This is a genomic window from Paraburkholderia kururiensis JCM 10599 = LMG 19447 (genome assembly GCF_003986935.1).
Classification (GTDB): Bacteria; Pseudomonadota; Gammaproteobacteria; order Burkholderiales; family Burkholderiaceae; genus Paraburkholderia; species Paraburkholderia kururiensis.
On the sequence record NZ_RJZE01000020.1, the window covers coordinates 57,418 to 69,698 of the forward strand.

Annotated in this window: 12 protein-coding genes; 9 read left to right on the top strand and 3 right to left on the bottom strand. The window is 65.7% G+C overall.

The window, feature by feature from the left end; genetic code table 11:
* Positions 1–71 precede the first annotated feature (71 nt).
* The 9 genes from PKKP23_RS23140 to hslU all read left to right on the top strand — a co-directional run bounded on the left by PKKP23_RS23140 (position 72) and on the right by hslU (position 9,752).
* Positions 72–956 carry a lipid A biosynthesis lauroyl acyltransferase gene (locus tag PKKP23_RS23140; protein WP_126878579.1) on the top strand — a complete coding sequence of 295 codons (885 nt, stop codon included), beginning with the start codon at positions 72–74 and terminating at the stop codon, positions 954–956.
* 54 nt (positions 957–1,010) lie between these two features.
* Positions 1,011–1,886, top strand: a complete 876-nt coding sequence (dapF, locus tag PKKP23_RS23145) for a diaminopimelate epimerase (protein WP_126878580.1) — start codon at positions 1,011–1,013, stop codon at positions 1,884–1,886.
* Positions 1,887–2,018: 132 nt separating this feature from the next.
* Complete coding sequence (locus PKKP23_RS23150; RefSeq protein WP_126878581.1) at positions 2,019–2,822, top strand: DUF484 family protein; 804 nt, start codon at positions 2,019–2,021, stop codon at positions 2,820–2,822.
* 30 nt (positions 2,823–2,852) lie between these two features.
* Positions 2,853–3,776: a tyrosine recombinase XerC gene (gene xerC / locus PKKP23_RS23155; RefSeq protein ID WP_126878582.1), complete on the top strand. Its 924-nt coding sequence runs from the start codon at positions 2,853–2,855 to the stop codon at positions 3,774–3,776.
* Between the two features lie 145 nt (positions 3,777–3,921).
* Positions 3,922–5,124, top strand: a complete 1,203-nt coding sequence (locus PKKP23_RS23160; RefSeq protein WP_126878583.1) for a class I SAM-dependent rRNA methyltransferase — start codon at positions 3,922–3,924, stop codon at positions 5,122–5,124.
* Between the two features lie 176 nt (positions 5,125–5,300).
* The gene (locus PKKP23_RS23165) at positions 5,301–6,377 is read left to right on the top strand and encodes a CobW family GTP-binding protein (protein WP_017772398.1); all 1,077 of its coding nucleotides are present in this window, start codon (positions 5,301–5,303) and stop codon (positions 6,375–6,377) included.
* A gap of 648 nt (positions 6,378–7,025) precedes the next feature.
* Entirely contained in the window at positions 7,026–7,445 is a 420-nt protein-coding gene (dksA, locus tag PKKP23_RS23170; protein WP_017772397.1) for an RNA polymerase-binding protein DksA, read from the top strand.
* Between the two features lie 386 nt (positions 7,446–7,831).
* Complete coding sequence (gene hslV / locus PKKP23_RS23175) at positions 7,832–8,368, top strand: ATP-dependent protease subunit HslV (RefSeq protein WP_017772396.1); 537 nt, start codon at positions 7,832–7,834, stop codon at positions 8,366–8,368.
* Positions 8,369–8,402: 34 nt separating this feature from the next.
* Positions 8,403–9,752 (top strand): ATP-dependent protease ATPase subunit HslU, encoded by a 1,350-nt coding sequence (hslU, locus tag PKKP23_RS23180; RefSeq protein WP_017772395.1) that lies wholly within the window; start codon positions 8,403–8,405, stop codon positions 9,750–9,752.
* Between the two features lie 98 nt (positions 9,753–9,850).
* Here hslU and PKKP23_RS23185 read toward each other — a convergent pair whose 3' ends face one another.
* From PKKP23_RS23185 to PKKP23_RS23195, 3 genes are all read right to left on the bottom strand, one after another.
* Positions 9,851–10,393 carry a response regulator transcription factor gene (locus PKKP23_RS23185; protein WP_017772394.1) on the bottom strand — a complete coding sequence of 181 codons (543 nt, stop codon included), beginning with the start codon at positions 10,391–10,393 and terminating at the stop codon, positions 9,851–9,853.
* Positions 10,394–10,553: 160 nt separating this feature from the next.
* Complete coding sequence (locus PKKP23_RS23190; protein ID WP_240659107.1) at positions 10,554–11,912, bottom strand: ATP-binding protein; 1,359 nt, start codon at positions 11,910–11,912, stop codon at positions 10,554–10,556.
* 108 nt (positions 11,913–12,020) lie between these two features.
* The gene (locus PKKP23_RS23195) at positions 12,021–12,263 is read right to left on the bottom strand and encodes a cysteine-rich CWC family protein (protein ID WP_017772392.1); all 243 of its coding nucleotides are present in this window, start codon (positions 12,261–12,263) and stop codon (positions 12,021–12,023) included.
* Positions 12,264–12,281 lie beyond the last annotated feature (18 nt).

The window sequence follows — 12,281 nt, forward strand, 5'->3', positions numbered from 1 at the left end:
GTGCTGTATTACGACCTTTTCCCCGTCTTTCTGAAGTGCGTCGGGTTCGAGGCGCGGCCCGGAGCCCGCGCATGCTAGGCCGCCTCGGCACCCATTTCGGCATCGGCCTCCTCAAGCTGTTCGCGATCCTGCCATACGGTTTCGTCGCGCGTCTGGGCGACGGCCTCGGCTGGCTCCTCTACCAGATTCCCAGCCGCCGCAAGCGCATCGTCCACATCAACCTCAAGCTCTGCTTTCCCGAATGGAGCGACGAGCGCCGCAAGGAAGTGGCGGGCAAGCATTTTCGGCACGCCATTCGCAGCTATCTGGAACGCAGCGTCCAGTGGTTCGGCTCGGCAAAGAAGCTCGAAAAGCTCATTCAGGTGGAAAGCGAAGTGGACCTGAGCGACCCCGACCTGCCGCCCACGCTCTTTCTTGGCTTCCACTTCGTCGGTATCGAAGCGGGTTCGATCTTCCTGAACTATTCGCTGCACCGGCGCTGCGGCTCGCTCTATCAGCCGATGTCGAACCCGCTGCTCGAAGAAGTAGCAAAGGCCGCGCGCGCCCGTTTCGACGCCGACATGGCGAGCCGCGCCGACAGCGCGCGCATCGTGCTGCGCTGGCTGCGCGAGCGCAAACCCGTGATGCTCGGCGCCGACATGGACTACGGCGCGCGTAACTCCACGTTCGTGCCGTTCTTCGGCGTGCCCACCTGCACACTCACGGCAGTGGGCCGCCTTGCCAAGGTGGGACACGCGCAGGTGGTGCCGTTCATCGGCGAAGTGCTGCCCCACTACAAAGGCTACAAGCTCAAGATCTTCAAGCCGTGGGACCACTACCCCACCGGCGACGACGACGCGGACGCCCGCCGCATGAACGCGTTCCTCGAAGAGCAGATTCCACGCATTCCCGAGCAGTACTACTGGGTTCACAAGCGCTTCAAGACGCGGCCGCCGGGCGAGCCGAGCGTGTATTGAGCAGGCCGTCGGTAAAGGCATAAGCGGGCCCGGCGCGTCGCTTACAATAGCGGGATGAAACTGAAATTCACCAAAATGCACGGCGCAGGCAACGACTTCGTCGTGCTGGACGGCTACACGCAGCCGCTCTCGCTGAGCCCGGCGCGCGTGCGCGCGCTCGCCGACCGGCACTTCGGCGTAGGCGCCGACCAGCTGCTGCTGGTGGAAAAACCCACGATCGAAGGCGTCGATTTCAGATACCGCATCTTCAATTGCGACGGCGGCGAGGTCGAGCATTGCGGCAACGGCGCGCGCTGCTTCGTGCGCTTCGTGCGCGAACGCAAGCTCACCGAAGCCAGCAGCATCCGCGTCCAGGTGCAGAACGGCGTGATCGCCCTCACCGTGCAGGAGAACGGCGAAGTGGTCGTGGACATGGGCACGCCGGTGTTCGAGCCCGCCCGCCTGCCGTTCGACACGAACGGGCTGGACGGCCGCCGCGAAGGCCGCGACACGCTCTGGCCACTCGAGGTGAACGGTACGGTGCGGTGGGTGTCGGCGGTGTCGATGGGCAATCCGCATGCCGTGCAGGTGGTGGACGACGTCGAAGCGTTCCCGGTTGGCGAAGACGGCCCCGTAATCGAGCGGCACGCGCGCTTCGCGCAGAAAGTGAACGCCGGCTTCATGCAGATCGTGTCGCGCCGCGAGATTCGCCTGCGCGTCTACGAGCGCGGCGCTGGCGAAACGCTCGCCTGCGGCACGGGGGCCTGCGCGGCGGTGGCGGCCGGCATCCGGCGCGGGCTGCTCGACACGCCGGTGACGGTGCACACGCACGGCGGCGTGCTGACGATTTCGTGGGACGGCGCGCGTGACGAAACCGCGCCGCTCTTCATGGCCGGACCGGCGACGACCGTTTTCGAAGGCGAACTGGACCTGGACACGCTGCCCGAATAAGCTGCCGTGCAAGGTGCAAATGCCGGCGGCAAGCAGACGACAGGCGCCGCGCGCAAGCGCGGCGGCATCCGAACCACTCATTCAACCGATTGACCGACGCGCGGCCCGCCGCGCCTCTCCCAAGCCCAGACCATGAACGATCGCGAAGTCGCCGACTATCTGCTCGCCAATCCCGATTTCTTCACCGAGCACGCCGAACTGCTAGCCACGATCCGGCTCGGCAATCCGCACGGCAAAGCCGCGGTGTCGCTGCAGGAGCGGCAGATGGAAATGCTGCGCGACAAGAACAAGCTGCTCGAACGGCGCCTTGCCGAGCTGCTGCGCTACGGCCACGAGAACGACAGCATCGCCGCGAAGTTCAACCGCTGGACCACGCGCGTGATTTCGGAGCGCGACCCGTACGCGCTGCCCCGCACCATCGCCGACAACCTGCGCGACGTGTTCGACGTGCCGCAGGCCGCGCTGCGCGTGTGGGACGTGGCGGAGCAGTACGCACAGGCCGATTTCGCGCGCCACACCGGCGAGGAAGTGCGGATCTTCGCCAACAGCCTCGCGGCGCCGTACTGCGGAGCGAACACCGGTTTCGAGGCGGCGCAGTGGCTCGCGGCGTCGGCGGCGTCCACGGCGGCGGCTGCGTCCGGCTCCGCTTCAGTGACGGCTTCGCCTTTGACCAATGCCGGCTCGGCGCACGCCGAAGCGGCCGGCAACGATGCGGCCGTGGCCGCGTCATCGGGCACCGGCACCAGCACCGGCATCGAATCGATCGCCATTCTCGCGCTGCGCGACCCGCAGGCCGACGCCGCGGCGCCGGCGTTCGGCTTGCTCGTGATGGGCTCGCCGGACGCGCGCCGCTTCCACGAAGGCATGGCGACGGACTTCCTTTCGCAGATCGGGGCCCTCGCGAGCGCCGCGCTGACGCGCCTGCTGCCGCGCTGAACCCAATCTGATCCCGCTTCGTCCAGTCACGTGAACGCCACCGACCCCACCGCCACCTACCTGTCGAGCCTCGAGCACGAGCGGCGGCTGTCGGCGCACACGCTGCGCGGCTACACGCACGAACTCGACGAACTGAAGAGGCTGGCAAACGGCCGGCCGCTGGAAAGCCTGACGGCCACGGACATCCGCGGCGCCGTGGCCCGCGCCCATGCGGGCGGCTTGTCGGCGCGCTCCATCGCGCACCGGCTTTCGGCCTGGCGCGCGTTCTACCGCTGGTACGCGGGGCACGTGGAGCTGCCCGCCAATCCGGTGGCTACGGTGCGCGCGCCGAAGCGGGCGAAGACCTTGCCGAAGGCGCTTTCCGTCGACGACGCCAACGCGCTGATGGACGCGCCGTCGCCCGGCACTGCCGAAGGCCTGCGCGACCACGCCATGCTCGAACTGTTCTACTCGTCGGGATTGCGGCTCGCCGAGCTGGTGGGTCTCGACGTGACGTACGCGAAGGCGGACGGCCACGAATCCGCAGGCTGGCTCAAGCTCGACGCCGCCGAAGTGGAAGTGCTCGGCAAGGGCAACCGGCGTCGCGTGGTGCCCGTGGGCCGCAAGGCGCTCGACGCGCTCAACGCCTGGCTCGCCGTGCGTCACGAATTCGTGAGGGCCGACCCGCAGCCGCTGTTCCTCTCGGTGCGCGGCAACCGGATGTCGCCCAACGTAGTGCGCGAACGCGTGAAGCGCGCCGCCATTGCCGCGGGCGTTCCGGCCAACGTGCATCCGCACGTGCTGCGCCACTCGTTCGCCACACACGTGCTCCAGTCGAGCGGCGATCTGCGCGCGGTCCAGGAACTGCTGGGACACGCGAGCATCACCGCCACCCAGGTCTATACGTCGCTCGATTTCCAGCATCTCGCGCGCGTCTACGATCAGGCCCATCCGCGGGCGAAGAAACGCGACTGACGCCTGAAGCCATCGCCATCGCTGCGCTGCCGCCGTGTCAGCGGCGCGATGCCCACGCTGTGCGTCGCCGCCGCTTCGCGTAACCGCGCTATTGCCGCCTATTGCCGCCCTTTAGCGCCTCCTGTATCACCCAACCGAATCCGTCATGAATACCGTTACGCTCAAACCGTCGAAAGAGAAGTCGCTGCTGCGCCGCCACCCGTGGGTCTACGCGAATGCGATCGACCGCGTCGACGGCAAGCCGGCTTCCGGCGCCACCGTCATCGTGCGGGCTCACGATGGCCGGTTCCTCGCGCGCGCCGCCTGGAGCGCGCAGTCGCAGATCCGCGCCCGCGTGTGGAGCTTCGACGAAGCCGAACCCATCGATCACGCCTTCTTCAAGCGCCGCGTGCAGCGCGCGCTGGCGCACCGCCAGCAGATGGTGCGCGACACGGGCGCGGTGCGCCTGATCTTCGGCGAAGCGGACGGCCTGCCGGGCCTGATCGTCGACTACTACACCGCCGACGACGCCGAGGCGCGCGGCCAGCTCGTCTGCCAGTTCATGGCGGCGGGCGTCGAAGCCTGGAAGGACGCGATCGTGGCGGCGCTCGTGGGCGCGACCGGTTGCCCGAACGTCTACGAGCGCTCGGACGTGTCGATCCGCGAGAAGGAAGGGCTCGAGCAGACAACCGGCGTGCTGGCGGGCGATGCGCCGCCCGAGACGCTCGTCGTCACCGAAAACGGCGTGCGCTACCACGTGGATGTGCGCAACGGCCACAAGACCGGCTTCTACATCGACCAGCGCGACAACCGCGCGCTCGTGCAGACCTTCGCGCAAGGCCGCGACGTGCTGAACTGCTTCTGCTACACGGGCGGCTTTTCGCTCGCGGCGCTCAAGGGCGGCGCGGCGCGCGTGGTGTCCATCGATTCGTCGGGCGAAGCGCTCGCGCTTGCCCAGCAGAACGTCACGGCGAACGGCTTCGACGCGGCGCGCGCCACGTGGCTCGACGCCGACGCGTTCCGCACGCTGCGCAGCCTCTACGACGACGGCCAGCGCTTCGACCTGATCGTGCTCGATCCGCCGAAGTTCGCGCCGTCGCGCGAGCACGTCGATCGGGCGGCACGCGCGTACAAGGACATCAACCTCAGCGGCTTCAAGCTGCTGCGGCCGGGCGGCCTGCTGTTCACCTACTCGTGCTCGGGCGCAATCGACTCGGAACTGTTCCAGAAGATCGTTGCCGGCGCGGCCGCCGACGCGCGCGTGGACGCGCGCATCCTCAAGCGGCTCGGCGCGGGCGTCGATCACCCGCTGCTCACGGCCTTTCCGGAAGGCGAGTACCTGAAGGGACTGCTGTTGCAAATCGCCTGAGCGGCCCCATCTGGGAGGCTGTTTTTGCGCTGGCGGCGGCCTCGTCCGTACGGCCAACGCGCCCGGTCGCCGCAAGCGGTTGGGAGGCAGATATGTTTCAATAGTCAATTCGATTGCCCGTGCCACGGCGCCCGGGCCACCCTAATTCACGATTCACGCATTGACAGGCGACCAGCATGATTCCCGTTACCATCCTCACCGGCTTTCTGGGCAGCGGCAAAACCACGCTGCTCAAGCGCATCCTGAACGAGAAGCACGGCATGAAGATCGCCGTGGTGGAAAACGAGTTCGGCGAGGAGAACATCGACAACGACATCCTCGTGCAGGACTCGAACGAGCAGATCATCCAGATGAGCAACGGCTGCATCTGCTGCACGATTCGCGGCGACCTCGCGCGCGTGCTGGGCGATCTGGCGGCGAAGAAGCGCGACGGCAAACTCGACTTCGACCGCGTCGTGATCGAGACCACGGGCCTCGCCAATCCGGGCCCCGTGGCGCAGACGTTCTTCATGGATAACGAGATCGCCGACGAATTCCTGCTCGACGCTATCATCACGCTCGTGGACGCAAAGCACGCGAACCACCAGCTCGACGAACACGAAGTCGTGCAGCGTCAGGTGGGTTTCGCCGATCGCCTTTTCATCACGAAGTCCGACCTCGTCGACGAAAACGCGCTGACTGACCTGCGCCACCGGCTCGTCCACATGAATCCGAAGGCGTCCATTCGTGTCGTCAATTTCGGCGAAGCGGACATCAAGGAAGTGTTCGACCTGCGCGGCTTCAACCTGAACGCGAAGCTCGAGATCGATCCGGACTTCCTCGCCGAAGACGAGCACGATCATGCTCATGACCACGAGCACCACGATCATGACCACGCCGATTGCGACCACGATCACGGCCACTGCAATCACGAAGGCCACGATCACGGCCATCACCACCATCACGCGCATCACGACGACAAGATCAAGTCGTTCGTCTACCGTAGCGACCGCCCGTTCGATCCGAACCGGCTGGAAGACTTCCTCGGCGGCATCCTGCAGATCTACGGCGAACGTCTGCTGCGCTACAAGGGCGTGTTGTACATGAAGGGCGTAGACCGCAAGGTCGTGTTCCAGGGCGTGCACCAGATGATGGGCAGCGACCTCGCCTCGAAGTGGCTGCCGGCGGAGAAGAAGACGAACAAGATGGTGTTCATCGGTATCGAGCTGCCGCAAGACCTGATTACCGACGGCCTCGACGCCTGTCTCGCCTGAGCGCCAGCCAGAGAGCAGCAGTGGATTCGCGTGGGCCGCGAGGCCTTGCGTAGGGGTCCAGTAAGGGTCGGCCCGCATTCAGAAATGCGGGCCGACTCCGTTATGGAAGCACAAACGCGAATCGTCGCTTTTTCGCAGTTGCCGGGTTATATTTTCGGGATTGCGGGTGCGGCTACGCGGGTTTCCCTGCTTGCGGCGGCAGATTGTGATTCAGTTACAATACGTGCCCACTAGAGAATGAGAACCTTGGCCCGGTTGTGAAGCGTGCGCCGAAGGTGGGTGCCTGAAGAGGTACCGAGGAGCGGGCGAGGCAAACACCTCGACGGTAGACGCAACGACGCGCAACCGTGCGCAGCAACGGGTAAGAAACGGCAAGTACGGCACCGGGAAACCTTATCCGGAGCATGCCGATGGCCAGCCGGCGAATGGCGCGAAAGGGCGCTCGCCGGTACGAAAAATGCCTCAGGAGCATCTGTAGATCGGTTTCCAGAGGAGTTCGGCCCCGCATCGGCGCTTCGGCGTCACGACAAAGAGCCTGTCGTCCGTGTTCGCCGGCACTCGTTGAGCGCCATGAAAGCCATTGCGGGTAACACGAAAGTGCGGGCAACATGTGTAACAGTTTTGCCTCACATTGAAGAAGCAAGCCAGATGACGACGAAACGACTCTTGACCGAAGCCGAAATCCTGAAGATGAGCGACAAGGATTACATGAACGACGATCAGCTCGCTTTCTTCAAGAACCGGCTTGAACAGCTGCAGGCGGAAATTCTCCGCAATGCGGGCCAGACAACCGAGAATCTTCGCGAAACCGTGATCGTGCCGGACCCGGCCGACCGCGCGACCATCGAAGAAGAGCATGCGCTGGAGCTGCGCACGCGCGACCGCGAACGCAAGCTGCTGAAGAAGGTGCAGCAGTCGCTTGCACGCATCGAATCCGGCGAATACGGCTGGTGCGAAGAAACCGGCGAGCCGATCGGCATTCCGCGTCTGCTCGCACGGCCCACGGCCACGCTCTCGCTCGAAGCGCAGGAGCGGCGCGAGCTGCGCCAGAAGCTGTTCGGCGATTGATTGCTGCGGCGCGGCCTGGCCTCGGTCAGACCCGCGCGCAGAGATGAGCTTCATGACGAGGCGCACGGCTTGCCGTGCGCCTTTTTCTTTGGGGTGCCGCTTATCTCTCGCGTCGAGCGCTTGCCTCTCGCACGCTCCTTCGCTGACGCCGACCTGCCCCACTGCCGCCCCGCCCTGGCATATGGCACTTAATAGCCGACCCGAGGCGTCGCGTGATGCAAGCGAGGCATCCCGCCTCGCCTGCCCTTGATATGCGCGGGCGCGCCCTAAAATAGACCGAATACGCGTGTACCGGCGCGCCGCTGAATGCGCGCCGCCCGCCTCCGGATTCCGGCGGCAGCGCTTGCCGCTGCCGCCTCCACCCGTTTTTGCAACAAGGAACGCACATGGAGCAATTTCACGGTACGACGATCGTTTCCGTGCGGCGCGGCGACAAGGTCGCGCTTGGCGGCGACGGCCAGGTCACCCTCGGCAACATCGTCATGAAAGGCGGGGCGAAGAAGGTCCGGCGCATCTACAACGGCAAGGTGATGGTCGGCTTCGCCGGCGGCACCGCCGACGCGTTCTCGCTGCTCGACCGCTTCGAAGCCAAGCTCGAAAAGCATCAGGGCAATCTCACCCGCGCTGCGGTGGAACTCGCCAAAGACTGGCGTACCGACCGCATGCTGCGCCGCCTCGAAGCCATGCTGATCGCTGCGGATTCGCAGACCACGCTCGTCATCACCGGCAACGGCGACGTGCTGGACCCCGAAGGCGGCATCTGCGCCATCGGCTCGGGCGGCGCCTACGCCCAGGCGGCCGCGCGTGCGCTGGTGGACAACACCGACCTGTCGCCGCGCGAGATCGTCGAGAAGTCGCTGGAGATTGCCGGCGACATGTGCATCTACACGAACCACAATCGCGTCATCGAAACCATCGAGTAACGGACATAACGGACGAGCCAAGGACAGATCCACGATGAGCACCATGACCCCTGCCGAGATCGTCTCGGAACTCGACAAGCACATCATCGGCCAGGCGCGCGCGAAGAAAGCCGTCGCCGTCGCACTGCGTAATCGCTGGCGCCGGCAGCAGGTAGCCGAACCGCTGCGTCAGGAAATCACGCCCAAGAACATTTTGATGATCGGACCGACCGGCGTCGGTAAAACCGAAATTGCGCGCCGTCTCGCGAAGCTGGCAGACGCACCGTTCATCAAGATCGAAGCCACGAAGTTCACCGAAGTGGGCTACGTGGGTCGCGACGTCGACAGCATCGTGCGTGACCTGATCGAAATCTCCGTCAAGCAGACGCGCGAAGCGGAAATGCGCAAGGTCCGCACGAAGGCGCAAGATCTCGCCGAAGACCGCATCCTCGACATTCTGTTGCCGCCGGCACGGCCGGTCGGCTTCGGCTCGGGCGCCACGAGTGACAGCAGCCACGGCGACTCGGACAGCACCACGCGCCAGACCTTCCGCAAGCGCCTGCGCGAAGGCCAGCTCGACGACAAGGAAATCGAACTCGACGTGGAGTTGCCGCAGGTCGGCATGGACATCATGGGGCCGCCGGGCATGGAAGACATGACCGAGCAGATTCGTTCGATGTTCGCGAACCTGGGCGGCGGCAAGAAAACGCGCCGCAAGCTGAAGGTGAGCGAGGCGCTGAAAGTGCTGACCGACGAAGAAGCCGGCAAGATGCTCAACGAAGAAGAGGTGAAGACGAAGGCCGTGCAGAACGTCGAGCAGAACGGCATCGTGTTCCTCGACGAAATCGACAAGATCACCTCGCGCAACGAAGCCGGTGCCGGCGAAGTGTCGCGCCAGGGCGTGCAGCGCGATCTGCTGCCGCTCGTGGAAGGCACCACCATCAACACGAAGTACGGGATGGTGAAGACCGATCACATTCTGTTCATCGCGAGCGGCGCATTCCATCTGGCCAAGCCGAGCGACCTGATCCCCGAACTGCAGGGGCGCTTTCCGATTCGCGTCGAGCTGGACTCGCTTTCCGTGAAGGACTTCGAGGCCATTCTGGTGGCCACCGACGCGAGCCTCGTCAAGCAATACCAGGCGCTGCTTGCCACCGAAGACGTGCAGCTCGATTTCGCCGAAGACGGCATCCGGCGCCTCGCCGAGATTGCCTACGCCGTGAACGAGAAGACCGAGAACATCGGTGCACGCCGGCTCTATACGGTGATCGAAAAGCTGCTGGAGGAAATCTCGTTTGCTGCCGGCAACCACGCGGGTACCAGCGTGACCATCGACGCCGCTTACGTGGACCGCGCATTGAACGAAGTCTCGCAGGACGAAGACCTCTCGCGCTACGTGCTCTAACCAGGCCGCCTGCAAGGCGCCCTAAGCAAAACGAAGACGCCCGGCGCCTGACGCGCCGGGCGTTTTTATTTCTGCAATCGCCTTCGAGCCGCCAACGCTCACTGCTTCACCGGACGCTTCGCGAGCTTGCGCTGCAGCGTGCGCCGATGCATGTTGAGCGCCCGCGCCGTCGCGGAGATATTGCCGCCGTTCTCGGCCAGCACACGCTGAATGTGTTCCCATTCGAGCCGCGCCACCGAAAGCGGCATGGGGTGTTCCAGCGCCTCTTCGGCCTGAACCGCGCTCGCGTCGCTCTGCAGCGCAGAGAGAATCGTCTCCACGTTCGCCGGCTTGGCGAGGTAGTTGTCCGCGCCGTCCTTCACTGCCTGAACGGCGGTGGCGATGCTCGCGTAACCCGTCAGCACGAGAATGCGCGCGTCCGGCTGAAGCTCGCGCAGCGGCGCCACGAGGCTCAAGCCGGAGTCGTTGCCGAGATGCAGGTCCACCGTGATCTGGCCGAATTTCTGCTGATTCGCCAACCGGATCGCCTCGTCCCCGTCGTGTGCCTGCTGCACCGTAAAGCCGCGCCGGGCGAGGCCGCGGGCCAGAATGCCCGAGAACACCTCGTCGTCGTCGATCACCAGGAAATTCATGTCGCTCATTGGTCTTTTCTCCGTGTTATGCGGTGCGGCCGCCCGGCCCTTCGGTCCTTTCCGGCTCTTTGCTCTTTGCCGGGTGCCCTTGCCGTTTGTCCTTTACCAGCCACCGCGCCTGGTCAGTTCCTGATCCTGCGCCTTTCATGCCGCGATGAAATGACCTGGATCATGTCGCCGCAGAACCGGCGACGCCGCCGGCCGCGTCCGCGCCGGTCGGGGTAGGAACCACGATGTGTGTGGCGGGCAGTCGCAACAGCGCCCGCGTACCGCGTGGCGCCCGGCCGCTCGCGGCAGCAGCCGCCGCCGACGAAGTCGAGGCAGCCGCGGGAGCGACATCGGCCAGCTCGATCGAGCCGCCCAGCCGAGCCGCCGCCGAAAACGCGAGATACAGGCCCACGCCGTGACCGCCCTGCGTGCTATCCACCGGCACCGTGCCGAGCGACGCCCGCAACGACGGCGGGATGCCTGGGCCCGCGTCGCAAACCTCGAATTCGACCAGATCTTCGTGCCCGGCAGGGCGCGCGGTCAGCGTCACGTGATCGCGGCTCACGCGCGCGGCGTTATCGAGCAGGATGGTCAGAATCTGGCCGACGGCCACCGTGTCGTCCACGGCGAGGCTGGCGGGCGGCTCGCCCATCAACTCGAATTTCACGTGCGGATGGCGCAGCCGCCACTGCTCCGCAAACGGGCCCATCCATTCGCTCACGGCCTGGCGGCTGCCGCCCGACGACGCCCGGCTGCGCAACCGGGCCAGCGCCGAGGTGCATAGCGTCATCTGCTTTTCGAGCAGTTCGAGGTCGGCCGCGTAGGGCGCAAGGCCTTGATCGGTGCGGGCGGCGTCGCGCAGTTCCTCGGTGAGCATGGCGATCGTAGAGAGCGGCGTGCCGATCTCGTGTGCGACGGTGGCGGCCTGCACGCCGAGCGCCACAGCCCGCTCGTCACGCAACAGCCTTTGCTGGGCGTCGCCCAGCGCCGCGTCGCGCTGGCGCAACGCGCCCGACATACGCGCCACGAACCACGCGATCAGCCCCACGCTCACCATGAAGTTGACCCACATGCCCGCGCGGTAGTAGTCGAACAGGTTCGCGGGGTTGTCCATGTTGAGCGGCACGGAATCGAACCCGAGCACCGCGTAGCAGGACACGGCGAACGCGGCGAGCCACAGCATCAGGTGCCAGGGCAGCACGGCAGCGGCAATGGCAAGCGACGGCAGATAGAGCGAGACGAACGGATTCGTGGTGCCCCCGGAGAGGAACAGCAGCGCCGAGAGCGCGCCCAGGTCTACCCAGATCTGGCCGAACAGTTCGAGATTGGATTCCGGGCGCTCCTGCGAGACGCGCAGCCAGGTGAGCCCGTTGAAAATGACCTCGAGCCCGATCACGAGCAGCATGGCCGGAATGGGCAGGTGCACGCCGAAGAAGACCTGCACGGCCGCGATCGTGCAGAGTTGCCCGATGATGGCGAGGCTGCGCAGCCAGAACAGATGGCCGAGATTGACGCGGCCGGTCATGGTGATTCGATGCATCCGGGGAGTTTAACCGCTAGCAGCACGGCGGCGCGGACTGGTTATTTCGTCCACGTCAATACCTGTGCATTGTCGGCGCAGGCGAGCGGCCGTTCTTGCGGAGGTGTCTCACGCGCCCGCGGGGCCGGGCGGATCGTGGGGCCGCCTCGCCTCGGCGCTGGCGAGGTCGTCGGCGAGACATTCGGGGCACAGGCACGGCATGCCTCGGACAAGCCGGTCAGCCTGCACAGCCGGCATGGCCCGGCACCAGCAGTCGAACGGGTCGGTGTGGCGGCCGCAGTCGAACGCCCGGCCGCAGCGCGGGCACCGCACGCTCGCCGGCTCCCTGGAGGTGGATGCGGACTGGCTCATTGCGATTTCCCGTGGAAG